The organism is Jeotgalibaca ciconiae (assembly GCF_003955755.1).
In the GTDB taxonomy this organism is placed as follows: domain Bacteria; phylum Bacillota; class Bacilli; order Lactobacillales; family Aerococcaceae; genus Jeotgalibaca; species Jeotgalibaca ciconiae.
Genome location: NZ_CP034465.1, coordinates 2,520,704 through 2,536,970, shown reverse-complemented (window position 1 = coordinate 2,536,970; position 16,267 = coordinate 2,520,704). Strand labels below are relative to the sequence as shown.

The window sequence follows — 16,267 nt, the reverse complement described above, 5'->3', positions numbered from 1 at the left end:
AAATTATTACGTTAAGCTCATGTAATCTTATTATACATGATTCGAATAACTTTTAGGGAACCAAACTCATCTCCATAGAAAAAGGACATCCATCATTGGATATCCTTTCATTTATATAATTATAATTCCAATATCTGTTCATCATGCAATAACATTACTCCATGAAAAATTTGTATATCGTCTTCACAAGACTCACAATACTCCATTTCTTCTTCACACCAATATGCCTTTAAAAAAGGTGTTTTATTCTTTTGAAAAGGATATCTCGATGAAAGTTCAGAAGAGTATTGCTCATAAACTTGATGCGCCTCTTTAAAATTTGAACAATCAACTTTTTTTATCACTAATGTCTTCCAATCATCAAAAAACCACCAAGGCTCGTATTCGCCTTTTGTTAAAAAAACTTGATACATACAATTACCTCTCTTTACAATCTTCCATTAAAATTGACTGGATGCTCTCCAGTGAGTACACTAAAAATATAGCAGAAAGCTCCTATCGAGGGAAATAAATTGATTCAAAGGAGGAAAAATAATGAGAAAAGTAAAGATCCAGGTAATCGGCCGTGTACAAGGTGTAGGCTTTCGTTATGTCACAAAACAATTAGCAGATGACATGGAAGTAAAAGGAACGGTCCGCAACGAGTCAGACGGCTCAGTTTACATCGAAGCAGCAGGGACAAATGAACGCATAGAACAATTTATTACTGCATTGGAAAATAATCCCACTCCATTTTCAAAAGTGAATAATGTCATCGTTACAGATGACGCAAAGCTTGATAATTTCGTAAGCTTTAAAATAACTAATTGAAATAACAACTTTACTCCTGTATAGTTAGTGACATATGAAATTTTTAAAAAGGAATGTTGTCATGAAATTTAATAAAAAGAAATTAATGTTTTCAGCAGAAATGCTAGCAATCTTAACTTTTCTTTCAGGTTGTATGCAATATGACGAAAACAGGAATCCAACTGGATTTATATACGAATACATGGTTGTTCCAACGGGTAATTTAATTGTTTGGCTAGCAGAATTATTCGGTGGTAATTATGGCTTGGCGATTATCTTGATAACAATTATTGTTCGTATCATCATTATGCCATTGAACTTTAGTCAAATAAAGAAATCAATGATTCAGCAAGAAAAAATGAGTTACATCAAGCCTGAACTAGAAGATATCCAACGTCGTCAAAAAGAAGCAGAAACTCCAGAAGAGAAAAATGAAGCTTCTCAAGATATGATGGCTCTTTACAAAGAAAATAATATCAGTATGACCGGTGGAGTCGGTTGTTTGCCAATCTTGATTCAGATGCCTGTCTTTACGGCAATGTATCAAGCTGTAAACTTAACTCCTCAAATTTCCGCGAGTACATTTTTGGGTATTAACCTTGGGAGCCCAAGCATTCTTTTAGCAATTCTTGCCGGGGTAGCTTATCTTGGTCAAGGATATGTTTCCATGATGGGCATGCCTGAAGAAACAAGAGGCCAAATGAAGACAATGCTGCTTATGAATCCGATCATGATTTTATTCTTCTCATGGTCTTCTCCTGCAGGTTTAGCGCTTTACTGGCTAGCAGGTGGTATCTTTGCAGTAGGACAAACACTTATTCAGAATAAACTGATTAAGCCTCGTGTCAAAGCTGAAGTGGCAGAAGAGCTTAAAAACAATCCAATTAAGAAACCAATCAAAAAAGCAAAACCTGTTAACAAGCCAAGTACAAAGCCTGTCAAAACTTTATCTGCGTCTCAACAGTACGCAAACAAAGGAAAAGGAAGAAATGCAGGGAAACAACAAAAAGACCGCCGTTAATATTGATATAAATCAACTTGTAAGACTAGATAGCAAAAAAGGAAGCTGACCGATATCGGTCAGCTTCCTTTTTTATAGACTAGGGGATTATAAGTTCAGCCATCAATGTCTAGCTCCCAAGTCCTGACCTAGTGAAAAAAAGATAAATCTGCCCCATTGCGCGCTTCGCTGCTCGCTAACGCATATCATTCGACTAACCCGCTGAAGCGTGAAGTCTCCTGACAATTCAGGGTCAAATTTCCTATTTTTTCATAGGCCAAGGCGGACTTGTCCGCTTTTCTTAGATTTCTTCTTCCTCTTTTTGATAATCAACCATGAATGGCAGCTGGATACGAAAGACAGTTCCATGCCCCAGCACACTCTCGACAGATATATCTCCTTTATAACCTTCTAACAGTTCCTTTGCAATCGATAATCCTAGACCATGACCACCCTTTTCTCTTGATCTAGCTTTATCTACTCGGTAAAAACGATTAAATATTTTTTTCTGATCTTCTTGAGACATTCCTTCCCCGAAATCCTGAATAGCAATCTGCACTCTGGAAAGTGTCTCGGAAATAGAAATGTGAATTTCTTTTCGTTCTGTTGAATATTTCACAGCATTATCAAGCAGAATTACTAAAATTTGTTCGAGATGATTGCGGTAAATATTTACATACCTTTCGTTATCGAGGTCATCATCAAAATAAATAGTGAATTCTGAATAAAGCATTTCAAAATTGTGAAAAACTTGCTTCACAACCTCTCCAATTGGGGTTATCTCGTTGTGATAATGCATCTGGACTTGTTCTGCTCTCGAAAGGTCCAGCATTTCTTGCACCAATGTTTTCATTCGTGTGATTTCATTTAAAGACGCATGTAGCGATTCTTCCAGCACCTGAGGGTCGTCCTTGCCCCAACGATTTAAAAGCTTTAGATGGCCCTCTACAATTGCGGTAGGTGTCCTTAATTCATGAGAAACGTCTTCAACAAACTGTTTTTGTTGTGAAACGTACAAAGCCATCTTATCTAATAAATTATTTATCTGCTCAGACAAATCAGTCAGTTCATCGTCACGATCTTTACTTTTAATATTGATACGTGATTGTGATAAAGTATCTTCGGTAATATCATTCATTGTATCTGCCATATGTTTAATGGGTCTGAAGAAATATTGTGCAAATCCGTATCCTAACAACACACAAATAATCGAGCCCAGTAACATAAAGACAAAAATGTATTTATTGTTTTGTGAAACAAGTTCATGATAGTCACTCATACGAAAAACAATCTGAACGTATCCTAGCAGCATAGAGTTTTCTTTTCCAACAATTGTATTGCCGCCAACAAAAGCATCTCTGTTGTTGTATTTTGTTTCATTAAAATAAAAACCGGAATTTCGTTGAAATGCTGTATTCATACGTCGAGATTCATAGAGTAAACGTCCATCCGTATTAAATACGCGAATCGTAATCCCCCGTCCCTCTAATTCATCGAGATAAGGAACGTTGTCTACCCTCAAAACACCTCTTGTGGTTGTAGAAACGGAGATTTTTTCCATTAGACTTTTGACATTATTTTCTGTTAAGCTAGTATCTAATTGGGCAAAGGTCTCAGATACCGTGTGAACCATTTCCTCAGCATCTTGTCTTTCTTTCTCATACAAACTTTCATGAATCTTACTTAATACAAAGAATGATGTAAATAGAAATAAAGATAAAAAGGCAACGGTTAATCGGAGCCCCCACTTCCAACGTATCGAACTGGTGGTTCCTTTCTTTCTATAAGGCATATTTATTCATCCCATCATGAATTTAGTGAACGCATAACATATCCAGTTCCACGAACCGTTTGAATGTAGCTGTCTTTTCCAGGAACATCAATTTTATTTCTTAGGTAACGAATGTATACGTCTACTACGTTTGTTTCTACTTCAGACTTATAGCCCCATACTTTATTCAAAAGGACATCTCGAGAAAGAACCACATTTACGTTTTCCATCAAGATTAATAGCAATTCATATTCCCGTTTTGTTAATTCAATCGGTTCATCATTACGACGAACAATTCTATTTTCTTTTTCAATGACTAAATCACGATAAGTTACCGTTGTTTGTTTTACTTTTCTTTGTTCTTCTTCAATTTCAATACGACGTAACAAAGCGCGGATTCTCGCAAGCAATTCTTCAATTGCAAAAGGTTTTACAATATAATCGTCTGCACCATGATCTAATCCAGAAACACGATCGATTACAGAATCACGAGCCGTCATAATGATAATTGGGACATTTTTAGTTGGTCTAAGTCGTCGACACACTTCAATTCCATTTAACTCTGGTAACATCAAATCAAGAAGAATTAGATCCCAGTCAGAATTTAAAGCTGCTTCCAGTCCTGTCCGGCCATTATAACAAATCTCTGTCTCGTACCCTTCATGCTTTAATTCTAATTCAATAAAACGAGCAAGATTTTTTTCATCTTCAATGATTAAAATACGTTGCTTTTCTTTTTTCTCCATAGCATTCACCCTTTTACATCATTCTATAACATGTTATCCGTCTATAATTAAATTCTATTCTCATTCTAACATATATCTAATAAAAAACGCATCTATATCATTCTATTTTTCTCTCTTTACTTGCATAAGTTTGCTTTTTACTTTTAAACACATAAATTACAGCAGGTGGAGAACTCCACCTGCTGCATAAAACTGTCATTTATTGCGGAACTTCTATTTCTTCATCCCATTCAAAGTGATAAACACCATCTTTATCCGTACGTTCATAAGTATGAGCGCCAAAGTAATCACGTTGTGCTTGAATGATATTTGCTGGCAATGTCTCTGAACGATAAGAATCAAAGTATGCAATCGCGGAAGAAAGAGACGGAACTGGCAAACCAGCTAACACGGCAGTAGAAACTACTTTACGAACAGATTGTTGATACTCTTTTGTAATATTTATAAAATAACCGTCTAACAGCAAATTCTTCAGTTCTGGATTCTTTTCATATGCGTCAGTGATGTTTTGTAAGAACCGAGCACGGATAATGCATCCCGCTCTCCAAATTTTTGCAATTTCGCCATATTGTAGATTCCAGTCATTTTCTTCACTTGCAAAACGCATTTGAGAAAAACCTTGAGCATAGCTCATGATTTTACTAAAGTATAAGGCTTTACGAATATTTTCTAAAAACTCTGCTTTGTCCACTTCTGGTAGAGTTTCTGTTGGTTCTGGTAGAATTTTGCTTGCTGCAACACGTTCGGACTTGATTGCTGAAATAAAACGAGCAAACACTGATTCAGTAATCAACGGCAACGGCACTCCTAAATCTAGTGCACTTTGAGAAGTCCATTTACCAGTACCCTTGTTTCCTGCACGATCTAGAATGACATCAACCATTGGTTTGCCAGTTTCAGGATCATATTTCGTTAGAATATCTGCTGTAATATCAATCAAGTAACTATCAAGTTCGCCTTCATTCCACTCTTTGAAGACTGAAGCAATCTCTTCTACGCTCATTTTCAGGAAATTACGCATTAAGTCATAAGATTCTGCAATTAATTGCATATCTCCATATTCAATACCGTTGTGGACCATCTTTACATAATGTCCAGCACCATCGCTGCCAATATAAGTCACACACGGGGTACCGTCTTCTGCTTTTGCGGAGATTTGCTCTAAAATAGGAGCTACTAATTCATATGCTTCTTTTTGTCCGCCTGGCATAATGGAAGGTCCTTTTAGCGCACCTTCTTCTCCACCAGAAACGCCTGTTCCGATAAAGTTCACACCAGAATTTTCTAATTCTTTATTACGACGGATCGTTTCTTGATAGAAAGTATTTCCTCCATCAATTAATACGTCTCCTTTATCTAAGTGCGGAAGAAGTGATTGAATGGTTTTATCTGTTGCTACACCTGCTTTTACCATTAATAAAATTCTTCTTGGTTTTTCAAGTGAATCTACAAACTCTTCAATCGTATATGTTGGAACTAGTTTTTTATCAGGATTTTCAGCAACAACTGCTTCTGTTTTTGATCCAGTTCGGTTAAAGATAGATACTGAGTATCCTCTACTTTCAATATTGAGGGCTAAGTTCTTACCCATTACAGCCATGCCTACAACCCCAATTTGTTGTTTAGTCATATTTAATGCTCCCTTCATATTAAACACATCATACTATAAGGACAATCCTATCAAAAAATAAAGAAAATGGAAAGGATACTTTGGCGGAAAGTGAAATATAATTACGATATAGGCTTAAAACATTTACATTCTCCCTGCATTATTGTAAACTAGCTAGTGAAATCTAGCAAAGGTGGGTAAATTGTGAGCAAAAAATCAAATACAACTTCTAAGCAAAGTAAAATGGCAAAAATCGTTATTTGGATTATGCTATTCGCTATGGTCGGAAGCGCGCTTCTCTCCGTTTTGTATTCCCTATTTATTAATCTATAAGAATCCTTGTCCAATAAAAAGGTTACCTCATTCTCATTAAGGTAACCTTTTTTAATTTCTTCCAAAGAGTATTTTCTATTACACTCTTATTTAATTTCCTTTTTTAATCTTACCATCCCAGTTGTCGTAACCGCCTTTTAAGATGAAGATTTTGTTTTTGTCATAGCCATTCTTTTTTAAAATAGCAGCAGCGCGGCCACTTAACGAAGTACGTTGATCATACAAATAGACTGGTTGATCTTTGCGAATTTCAGGATATCGCTCTTTGAATTGTGTGAAAGCAATATTTCTTGCTCCTAAAACGTGTCCCGCTTCAAACTCAGGACGTTCCCTCACATCCACAATCTGTACTTTTCGCATGTCCTTCCGAAACTCATCCGAAGTTAAAAGTTCTGCCGATCTTTTTCTTTCAATAAAGCGATACAACCAATAAATACCATATATGATTAATCCACCCCAGAGAATTAATGAAAATAAATTAAAACCATTCATAATGAGTAAATTCCCATCCTTTCTTTCCTACTGTACCTGCTTATTCTACACAATATTTTGAGTTTTTTCTATGCTTTTCAAAATTAAAAGACGTTAACATTCCTATTTGAGGTTAACGCCACAATATTTTTTAGACTATTTATTAACTTTAACTAAATACCCTGCTCCGATTACACCTGCATCATTTCCAAGCTCAGCTAGTTTTACATGAGTCGTTTCACGAACATTCGGGAAGGTATAAGTAGCGAAGCTTTTTTGTACCTTTTCCAGCAAAAACTCTCCTGCATTTGATACTCCGCCGCCAATGATAATATACTTAGGATTTAAAATGTTGCCGAGATGACTACATGCTAACCCTAAATAATAGGCAAATTGATCGACTACCATCTCTGCTAAAGCATCTTTCTCTTTTGCTAAATCAAAAACCATCTTTGAAGTAACTTCTGCACCATCATCTATTAGAGTCTTTAATTCAGATTTTCCAGCAAATTTCTCTGAATACTGACGAGTTAAATTGATGACACCAGAGGCGCTCGCTACTGTCTCTAGACAGCCTTTTTTACCACAAGTACATTCAAACCCATTTGGCTCGATTGTAATATGTCCAATTTCTCCACCAGACCCTGCAGTTCCATGGATAAGTTCGCCGTTCATAACGACACCGCCGCCAACACCGGTTCCGAGTGTAATAAAAACTACATCAGGATCATCAGCACCTGCACCCATCCACTTTTCTCCAAGCGCAGCGACGTTCGCATCATTGTCAATATAAAATGGAAGCCCAATAGCATCCTCAATCTCTTTGCCAACTTCTTGTGAATCTTTCCAATTTAAATTAAAGGCTCCCGTAACAGTGCCCAACTTGCGGTTCACTGCTCCAGGGGAACCCATGCCGATTCCTTTGAAATCATCTTTCGTTAATTGGTACAGGTCAAAATGATGTTGGATCGATTGAATAATATCTGGAACAATTTGTTTTCCGCCATCCAAGATATCGGTCCCAATACTCCATTTTTGTTGAATCTTTCCGTCTTCCGTAAGAATCGCTAATTTTACAGAAGTCCCGCCTAAATCAATTCCTAAAATTTTTGATGACAAAGTCAACGCCTCCCACTGATTTTTCTCTATTATATCATTCCAAATCTTCTAAATCCGATAGCTATAAATAAAATTGCTAAAAGCAGGTAAGCAATCAGCATTTTGATACGAATATTTTTTTCAATCGGTGCTAAATTAGGGATCATGATAAAACATGCAGCCAATCCGCCGCCCATGGCCCCGCCTAAATGCCCCCAGTTATCAATGGAAGAACTGGTTAAGCCAGAGATAAAATTAATAACAATCAAAATCAAAAAGCCTTGTGCCATGTTCCTGATTGCATAATTATGTGGATACAACCTGCCTAACACGACTGTAGCAGCAAACAATCCAAACAAAGAAGTGCTTGCTCCCGCCGAAATCGCTGGAGTAAAGGCAAAACTCATCGCATTGCCCATAAATCCGCCTAGTAAATAGATAATTGCAAATCGTATACTTCCATACGTTAGTTCTAATTGAGAGCCCAGATAGTACAGAGTAATACTATTTATTAACAAATGCATAAAACCGATGTGTAAAAAAATAGGCGTAATAAGGCGCCAGATTTCACCCATAACAATAGCTTCATTCACTTTGGCTCCGAATATATATAAGGTAAATGTATTTTGACTGCCGCCCATAAATGTCATTAATAAAAAAGCAATTACCTGTATACCTAAAAAGAGATAGGTCATAATGATTCGTTTCTTCCGAAATTTTCTACGTATACTAAAATTTTCCATCTAACTGCCTCCTCGTAACTAGCTATAGTACTATTATAAGTTATTCAGAAGCGATGAACAATTTTTGTATGGGGATATCGAACGGCTCTACCAGGTCTTCAACCTGTTCGTCTAACTGAAATGGATACAATATCGAAATCGTTTTTCCGTAATAATCTGCTAAATAACGATCATAATACCCGCCGCCAAATCCGACTCGGTAGCCCCTTTTTGAATAACTCAGTCCAGGAACAATAAGTAAATCAATTAATTCTTTTGGTACTTCTTCTGAACGATCTGCGGGTTCCAACAAACCAATTTTACTTTCTTCCAATGGGGTGTCTCTCTCATAGTAATAAAAAGACAATCTTCGATTTCTTCCACTGTATGGAATAACGACTTTCTTTCCTGCGTCCCAAGCAGCTGAAATGATTTTTTCAGTTTCAACTTCCGGATATCGTGCTAAGGTAACCCCTACTACTTCAGAACTTTTCCATTCTGAACTATTTATAAGCTTTGAAATCAGCTGCTGGTTATAACTCATTCTTTTTTGTTTCGGTAGTTTTTTAAGAGTAGTTAGTATTTCCATGCGAATAGTTTGTTTATCCATAGAGAAACCCCCTTTCTTCTTTTCTTTAGAAAAGCGGGGCAAGTGTATCCTGACTCGAAAAAAATTAGATAATCGTAATCTTAGTTGTGGAAAGACTTGCTGGTTCAGCAGCTTTGGCTGCTTATGGATACAGTAACGACCAGTATGCGTTAGAAGGGTACGGTTGATCTAATTTTCCAGAGACAGGCTTGACCCATTATACATCGAAGGTAGTAATCACTTGTTTAAAACCTACGATACAAAAAAACAACAGGAAGCCTGTTGTTATTTTACTTCACGGTGAAGAGTTACTTTTCTTTCACGTGGGCAGTATTTTTTCAATTCCAAACGATCAGGGTTGTTACGTTTGTTCTTTTTAGAAAGATAATTACGCTCTTTACATTCTGTACATTCTAAAGTAATGTTTAATCTCATCAGTCATACCTCCAAACATAAAAAAATTGAAGACTCATTCATCTTCTTGCATGTTGCATTGTATCATTATCATGGCTGAGAATCCAGTCTTTTATTACAACACTATTTATTATACACATATTTCTTAGAAAAAAAAGAGTGAAGTTGTAGTTGCAGAAACTTTCTCATTTCATTAAAATACTAGAAGTGAGCAATTGTTTAGAATAGAGGTGAAAAGATGAACTTATGGATAATCGTAATTATATTATTAGTATCAGCAATCCTTCTTCTGTTAATTTCTTTCTTCACAAAAGAAGAGGAACATGCTTTACTAACCGAAGTCAGTGATTTTACGCTTCAAATTACAGAAGATGTGCATGCTTTAAAAACTAGACTTTCCACAGTTGAAAAAATAGTAAAAGAAGATTCTTCTGAAAATGAGGATCTTCCAATTAAAAAGATGACAGCTGTTACCAAGCAGCACGCAGTATCGCTTCATGAAAAAGGTAAGACGATTGATGAAATTGCTGAGCAATTGGATCTTCCTGAAACCACTGTTCAATTAATTCTTGATAACCATCAAGAAAGCTTGCAATAAAGCATCTTTTGTTTTAGAAAGGAAATATAATGACTAAAGATAGATTACGCTTTTTAGCACTGGGTTTCTTTTTCTCCGCCCTCCTTTTATCAGCCTATAACTTGTTCGCTTCACCTGTAGCTGCTCAAAAAGAAGGTTCAGAAGAAACAGACACCAGTAATATGGTCGATTATCAAAATAAATATGAAGAGCTTCTTGTAGAGCATGAGCTTTTAAAAAAAGAGATGCAATCAAAACATTCTGAAACAACTCTTTCTGAAGAAAGTAGCGATAATGAAGAGCTTGAATCTGTGAACGAAGAAACTGAATCAACAACTTCTGAAAGTGAAGCAGCTGAGGACGATTTACAGTCCGATAATCAAATTGTCTTTTTAATTCATGAAGGGCAGCCTTCTTCTGTCGTATTACAAAATTTGGTAGAAGCTGGCTTGATTGATAGTGTTGAAGATGCTGAGAATTACTTGCAAGATAACGACCTAACATCCAAGCTTCAATACGGCTCTTATGACTTATCGAAAGACATGACTCAAGAACAAATCTTAGATACCATTACAATGGAATAGAAAAAACGGACAAGGAAGCAATCCTCGTCCGTTTTTTTTAATCTTTGAAATACGCATCCAGCACTTCTTTTGCGATTACCGTGGATGGTGAAGTGTCGTTTAATAAGTAAGGAATAACAACTGCTATTGAAATTTCAGGATTCTCAAATGGTGCAAAGGCGACAAATGTAGAATTTGTTGATTCCTCGTTTGTCAAAGATTTGATACTTCCTTGATAAAAGGATTCTCCTGTACCAGTTTTCCCAGCAGCACGATATGCATAATCGGCTCCAAAAATACGCGTAGAAGCAGCTGTCGGGCTGTGCATCACTTGCCACATTCCTTGGTGAACGCGAGCGATTGCTTCTGAACTAACATTCAATTGGTTCATTATTTTTGGTTCTTTTACCAATTCGACTGGTCCCAAACTACCGTCACTATTCGTTCCTCTTATTTCCTTCACAAGACGGGGTGCATAACGAGTACCGCCATTAGCAATCGTTGCAATATATTGCCCCAGTTGAAGGGGTGTATAATTATCATATTGTCCGAAAGCTTCAAAAAGAACTTGTCCAGGATCACTTGCTTCTCCAAGATAACCTGTCGATTCAGACGGCAAATCGATCCCCGTTCGAACACCTAAGCCAAATTGTCCATAATAAGTACGTAGTTTAGCAAGCGCTAAATCCATATCCATATCAATTTTCTCTTCATATTCATAGGTATACTTACCACCCATCATCATTGCAATTTTTGCCATATAGGTATTTGATGATTTCTCTAAAGCAAGAATGTCGCTTAGAGGAACTTGATTATTGTAAGACTGATTAAACAAAGATGCGATTTTATTAGTTGCCTCAAACTTCATTGGCTCATCAATCATCGTATTATCCGTCTCAGAAATAACCCCATCCATGTACCCAGCAAGAACTGTGGCACCCTTCATTGATGATCCGATGATAAAACTTTCATTTAACACCCCATGAACATTATCAGACACTTCTCCTGTATTTTTATCAATTTGTTTTCCGGTCATCCCAATAATATCGCCATTATTGGGATCCATAGCAACAATATAGATACGGTCTCCCCATGAATCTGATCCGCTTTCCAGATAATTCGTAGCAATTTCTTCAATTTTCTTTTGAAACTCGATATCTGTTGTTAAAAGTAAATTATTCCCTTGTTTGCCAACATAAGATTGTGTTGTTTTAATTGTTTCCCCATCCTGATTCGTGATTGTTTCATACTGCGCTTTCGAACCACGCAACACGGTTTCGTATTGTTGTTCCAAGTAGGCATTACCCACTCGGTCATTCCGGGCATACCCTTTTGCAAGATAAGATTCGACAAGATTTGTTGGAATTCCGGCTTTTTCAGAAGTTACTCCACCCAGAATTGTTTTTAATAAATCGCCATGTGGATATACGCGTGTCCAATCTTTCGAAATATCGATCCCAGGAAGGGAAGAAATATTCTCACTAACCATTGCAAGTTCTTGATCTGTTACATCTACATTTTTTATATTGACCGTTGTCAGTGCAGTGGCACTATTCATACTTTTAAAAATAGCAACTGCCTGTTTCTCTTCATCTGAAAAGTTAATATCCTCTTCAGTAATTTTCGACAGTTCTACTTCATAAACTTTATCACCTGAAAGAAGCTTCTCTTCTTCAGTCATCCGTTCCAATAGAGCTTCACGATGAGTGGCAGCCCAGTAATCTTTCAAATCTCTTTCAGTGAGGTTTTCTGCATCAACTGTTAAAATTTCTGCCAACTTACCAGCTGTCTCTGCCATATTGGTCGCAGTATCATCTGTTCCTCTTGTATAAATAACGGCATGTTGCGCTTCGTTGCCTACAAGGACATTTCCATTACGATCGTAAATCAGTCCCCGAGGAACATTCTGAGTAACAATCGTGGTTTCCGTTCTTCTTACAATTGCCTCAAATTCGTCTCCTCTAATAATCTGTAAATAACCTAAACGAACAATGATTGCCGAAAATAGAATAAATACAATAAAAAACAAGAGATTCAAACGAAAAGGTATGTGCGACTTCTTTTTTTTGTGCTTTTGGTTAGACTTTCCCAATGTCCACACTCCTATTTATATAAATCTTTTTCAATACCCTATTATAACAAAAAAGATTGCCTTAACAATGTATAAAACATAAAGTTCTGATAAGATTCATGGCAGAAGCAGTGCAATAAATAATTCACTATGTTATTTTATTATTAGTGATTTAGAAAGGAGAGCTGCCTGCCATATGTTACGAACCGAATCAATAAGAAAAACACAAAAATTACTGCTATTATCTTTTTTATTGCCTTTTTCTATTATGGCAATCATTTATGTTTTCATGGGCGTTTATCCGTTTGGGAATAACACCCTTTTAACGATTGATTTAGGCCAACAGTATGTTGATTTCTACAGTTATTATCGGCATACCCTTCTCGAAGAGCCACACGCAATCTTTTACTCCTTTGTAAAAGGAATCGGCGGAGAAATGGTCGGAGTCTGGGGGTATTATTTAAACAGCCCGTTTAATTTACTGCTGTTGTTATTTCCTCAACGATATTTACCAGTTGGAGTTACCTTATTAATACTCCTGAAAATTTCTTCTTCCGGCCTGTCTTTTGCCTATTTGCTAATTAAAAAATTTGACGGTCAAGGATATTTAGTACCTACTTTTGCTGTTTCTTATGCCTTAATGGGTTATACGATTGCTAATCAGTTAAATGTAATGTGGCTAGACGGGTTGATCCTCTTGCCTCTCATCGTTCTTGGAGTAGAGAAATTAATTGACGGTGAAAAAGGCTTCTTTTACACTGTCACACTAGCAATCATGCTTTTTTCTCATTATTATATCGCCTATATGATTTGTCTTTTTATTTGTTTTTATTTTTTATTTGCTTTATCAAAACAAGAACAAACAAAGGGTAAAAACTTCTCCGAGAGATTTATTTTTTATTGTAAAAAAACAATCAGCTTCGCCTTCCATTCCATTTTAGGAGCTTGTTTGGTCGCATTTTCTCTGTTGCCTAATTTCGTTTCTTTATTGGGTGGAAAAGCGAGTTACACTTCCGACGCGATTGATTGGAGTTTGGAGTACCCTTTTCCAGAAGTGCTTTCTAAATTCTATATAGGTTCTTTCAATTTTGACCAGCTTCCCAGTGGACATCCAAATTTATTCATCGGTACGATCGCCCTTGTCGGTTTTCTTTTTTATTTTTTTAACCGTCAGTTTTCGCTGAAAGAGCGTATGGTAGCACTGGCTGTTACTGTCTTTTTCTTTTTATCGATGAACGTACAGATTTTGAATAAAGCATGGCATGGATTCCAAAACCCGATTTGGTATCCTTATCGATTCTCTTTTGTTGTGTGTTTCTTTTTCATTCTGAATGGCTTTCGTAGTATTCAAAAAAACAAATCTTTCCCGCTTTCTTTTGCCTGTTTGTTATTGATATTGCAAACTGGGAGTGCTTTATATGTTTTAGAACAAGATTTTGAATTTGTTATTCCCTTCCAAGTTCTTACCACGGTCCTCTTTTTAATATTTGTGCTTGTTTTATTCTTAGTCAGAGAAAGTGCATATAAGTGGATGCCCTACGTCTTGCTATTGACGGCAGTAGTCGAAATGAGCACCAATGCTGCAATCGATCTCACTCGCTTAAGTTATGTGAAAATGGCGCCTTTTAATGACTACCAGCTCGTATTAAACGATATGTTAGCGAATGTCCGCCCGAAGAAAGATGAATTTTATCGGATAGAAAAAGTTTTTCAGCGGTCTAAAAATGATAGTTTTCAAGCTAATTACCCATCCGCTTCACACTTTAGTTCGACTTTTGAAAAAGAAGTCCCCGAACTATATAGCTATTTAGGCTTTCCGGAAGGGAATGGATTTGTTTCCTATTCGACAGGTACTTTGTTTACAGATGCATTTTTTGGAATCCGTTATTTATTTGAAAATAAACCATTGTCCGATGAATTTCAAAATTCTTCGTCCGTCTATAAAATAAATGCAAATTCAACACGTCCTGATTTAAGTCATTATCAAAAAATTGCTGATCACTACCGAACGACTGGTTATTTAAATGAAAATGCACTTTCATTTATCTTTGCGGCTCCTGAAGAAATACTAGATGTTCGCTTAAAAGAAAATAATCCAATCAGTAACCAAGAGAACATTTTAAAAGCACTGTCTCTGAATGTCTATGAATCACCCTTTTATACTGAGGAAGGAATCCGTACAACGATTACAGAAAATATTTCTTCTCCGTTACAAGGTTCCCTTAATAAAACGTATACGAAAGATGATTCAGATAAGTCTGCATCCATTGAATCACAATTTGTACCTGAAACAAATGATTCTTATTATCTTATACTGGATTCACGCATAGATGACGAAGATGCAAAACTACGATTAAATGGAGAGGATCTTTCTTATTATAAGACGTATCGCAGCGACCAAATCATTAATGTCGCAAGCAATCAAAACGATCAAACCATTCGTTTTGGCTTCGAACTATTAAAAGATACCCTAACAATCCGAGATATGAAACTTTACCGCTTTAATCAAGAACAATTCGAAGAGGTTGTTGCTGAAAGAAAAAAAGAAGGAATTACCCTCACTTCTTTCAGCCAAACCAATATCGAAGGAACTATTAAAATTGCACAAGATAACCCGATTCTATTGATCACAATCCCTTTTTCTGAAGGTTGGGATGTTCTAGTTGATGGAGAGAAGGTAAATACTTTTCCAGTTTTAGGCAGTTTGCTTGGCGCATCTATTGAACCAGGCGACCATCACATTCAACTAAAATATAAAACTCCTTATTTAGCAGAAGGAATGTGGATTTCAGTTGGAGCATTTTCAGTGGTTCTCCTACTCGTCATCAGAAATAGAAAAAACCGTTCCTAATTTAAGGAACGGTTTTTGAATATCTGATTATTTTGCTGCTTCGTAACGTTTGTTAACTTCATCCCAATTAACAAGATTCCAGAATGCTGCAATGTAATCTGGACGCACATTTTTATACTTCAAGTAATAAGCATGCTCCCAAACGTCTAATCCCAACACAGGAGTTTTACCTTCCATTAATGGACTATCTTGGTTTGGTGTAGAAGTGATTTCTACTTTTCCGTCTGTTACTACTAGCCATGCCCATCCTGATCCGAAACGACCAGTTGCTGCGGCTGTAAACTTTTCTTTGAAATCTGCGAAGTTTCCAAATGCTTCGTCAATTACATCTTTAATTGCGCCTGTTGGTTCTCCCCCGCCATTTGGAGAAAGAACTTCCCAGAATAAACTGTGGTTTGCGTGTCCCCCAGCGTTATTTCTGATAGCAGTACGAATTTCTTCTGGAACTGAATCAATATCTTTTAGTAATTCTTCCACAGATTTTTCAGCTAACTCAGGATGTTTTTCTAACGCTGCGTTTGCATTCTTAACATAAGTTGCATGATGTTTATCATGATGCAGGTGCATCGTGTCCACATCAATATGTGGTTCTAATGCGTTGTAATCGTATGGTAAATCCGGTAATGTAAATGCCATTTGTAAATTCCTCCTAAAAATGAAATT

Annotated in this window: 17 protein-coding genes; 6 read left to right on the top strand and 11 right to left on the bottom strand. The window is 36.5% G+C overall.

What is annotated here, in order from left to right:
* Positions 1–119: 119 nt before the first annotated feature.
* Entirely contained in the window at positions 120–413 is a 294-nt protein-coding gene (locus tag EJN90_RS11795) for a DUF1033 family protein (RefSeq protein WP_126111489.1), read from the bottom strand.
* Positions 414–534: 121 nt separating this feature from the next.
* Between EJN90_RS11795 and EJN90_RS11790 the strand changes: the two genes are divergently transcribed.
* Positions 535–810, top strand: a complete 276-nt coding sequence (locus EJN90_RS11790) for an acylphosphatase (RefSeq protein ID WP_126111487.1) — start codon at positions 535–537, stop codon at positions 808–810.
* A 61-nt stretch (positions 811–871) separates the two neighbouring features.
* Positions 872–1,810: a membrane protein insertase YidC gene (yidC, locus tag EJN90_RS11785; protein ID WP_126111485.1), complete on the top strand. Its 939-nt coding sequence runs from the start codon at positions 872–874 to the stop codon at positions 1,808–1,810.
* Positions 1,811–2,090: 280 nt separating this feature from the next.
* Here the strand turns inward: yidC and EJN90_RS11780 are convergent, their stop codons facing one another.
* The 3 genes from EJN90_RS11780 to gndA all read right to left on the bottom strand — a co-directional run bounded on the left by EJN90_RS11780 (position 2,091) and on the right by gndA (position 5,936).
* The gene (locus EJN90_RS11780; protein ID WP_126111483.1) at positions 2,091–3,581 is read right to left on the bottom strand and encodes a sensor histidine kinase; all 1,491 of its coding nucleotides are present in this window, start codon (positions 3,579–3,581) and stop codon (positions 2,091–2,093) included.
* 14 nt (positions 3,582–3,595) lie between these two features.
* Positions 3,596–4,306 (bottom strand): response regulator transcription factor, encoded by a 711-nt coding sequence (locus EJN90_RS11775; RefSeq protein ID WP_126111481.1) that lies wholly within the window; start codon positions 4,304–4,306, stop codon positions 3,596–3,598.
* A gap of 199 nt (positions 4,307–4,505) precedes the next feature.
* Positions 4,506–5,936: an NADP-dependent phosphogluconate dehydrogenase gene (gene gndA / locus EJN90_RS11770; protein WP_126111479.1), complete on the bottom strand. Its 1,431-nt coding sequence runs from the start codon at positions 5,934–5,936 to the stop codon at positions 4,506–4,508.
* A 183-nt stretch (positions 5,937–6,119) separates the two neighbouring features.
* On the opposite strand from gndA, the gene EJN90_RS11765 reads away from it, so the two are divergent.
* Positions 6,120–6,248: a DUF4044 domain-containing protein gene (locus tag EJN90_RS11765; RefSeq protein WP_227872512.1), complete on the top strand. Its 129-nt coding sequence runs from the start codon at positions 6,120–6,122 to the stop codon at positions 6,246–6,248.
* Between the two features lie 90 nt (positions 6,249–6,338).
* On the opposite strand, the gene EJN90_RS11760 is transcribed toward EJN90_RS11765, so the two are convergent.
* The 5 genes from EJN90_RS11760 to rpmG form a co-directional block, all read right to left on the bottom strand.
* Positions 6,339–6,740 (bottom strand): rhodanese-like domain-containing protein, encoded by a 402-nt coding sequence (locus EJN90_RS11760; RefSeq protein WP_126111477.1) that lies wholly within the window; start codon positions 6,738–6,740, stop codon positions 6,339–6,341.
* Positions 6,741–6,875: 135 nt separating this feature from the next.
* The gene (locus EJN90_RS11755; protein ID WP_126111475.1) at positions 6,876–7,838 is read right to left on the bottom strand and encodes an ROK family glucokinase; all 963 of its coding nucleotides are present in this window, start codon (positions 7,836–7,838) and stop codon (positions 6,876–6,878) included.
* A 29-nt stretch (positions 7,839–7,867) separates the two neighbouring features.
* Positions 7,868–8,560, bottom strand: coding sequence for a rhomboid family intramembrane serine protease (locus EJN90_RS11750; RefSeq protein WP_126111473.1), 693 nt, complete (start codon positions 8,558–8,560; stop codon positions 7,868–7,870).
* Between the two features lie 40 nt (positions 8,561–8,600).
* Positions 8,601–9,149, bottom strand: a complete 549-nt coding sequence (locus EJN90_RS11745; RefSeq protein ID WP_126111471.1) for a 5-formyltetrahydrofolate cyclo-ligase — start codon at positions 9,147–9,149, stop codon at positions 8,601–8,603.
* 264 nt (positions 9,150–9,413) lie between these two features.
* Entirely contained in the window at positions 9,414–9,563 is a 150-nt protein-coding gene (gene rpmG / locus EJN90_RS11740) for a 50S ribosomal protein L33 (protein WP_126111469.1), read from the bottom strand.
* 217 nt (positions 9,564–9,780) lie between these two features.
* On the opposite strand from rpmG, the gene EJN90_RS11735 reads away from it, so the two are divergent.
* The gene (locus EJN90_RS11735; protein ID WP_126111467.1) at positions 9,781–10,140 is read left to right on the top strand and encodes a helix-turn-helix domain-containing protein; all 360 of its coding nucleotides are present in this window, start codon (positions 9,781–9,783) and stop codon (positions 10,138–10,140) included.
* A 29-nt stretch (positions 10,141–10,169) separates the two neighbouring features.
* Positions 10,170–10,703 (top strand): hypothetical protein, encoded by a 534-nt coding sequence (locus tag EJN90_RS11730; RefSeq protein ID WP_126111465.1) that lies wholly within the window; start codon positions 10,170–10,172, stop codon positions 10,701–10,703.
* 37 nt (positions 10,704–10,740) lie between these two features.
* Here the strand turns inward: EJN90_RS11730 and EJN90_RS11725 are convergent, their stop codons facing one another.
* A complete protein-coding gene (locus EJN90_RS11725) occupies positions 10,741–12,774 on the bottom strand; it encodes a penicillin-binding transpeptidase domain-containing protein (RefSeq protein WP_126111463.1) in 2,034 nt (677 codons plus the stop codon).
* Positions 12,775–12,949: 175 nt separating this feature from the next.
* On the opposite strand from EJN90_RS11725, the gene EJN90_RS11720 reads away from it, so the two are divergent.
* The gene (locus tag EJN90_RS11720) at positions 12,950–15,604 is read left to right on the top strand and encodes a YfhO family protein (RefSeq protein ID WP_126111461.1); all 2,655 of its coding nucleotides are present in this window, start codon (positions 12,950–12,952) and stop codon (positions 15,602–15,604) included.
* A gap of 27 nt (positions 15,605–15,631) precedes the next feature.
* Here the strand turns inward: EJN90_RS11720 and EJN90_RS11715 are convergent, their stop codons facing one another.
* Positions 15,632–16,240, bottom strand: a complete 609-nt coding sequence (locus EJN90_RS11715; RefSeq protein WP_126111459.1) for a superoxide dismutase — start codon at positions 16,238–16,240, stop codon at positions 15,632–15,634.
* Positions 16,241–16,267: the final 27 nt, after the last annotated feature.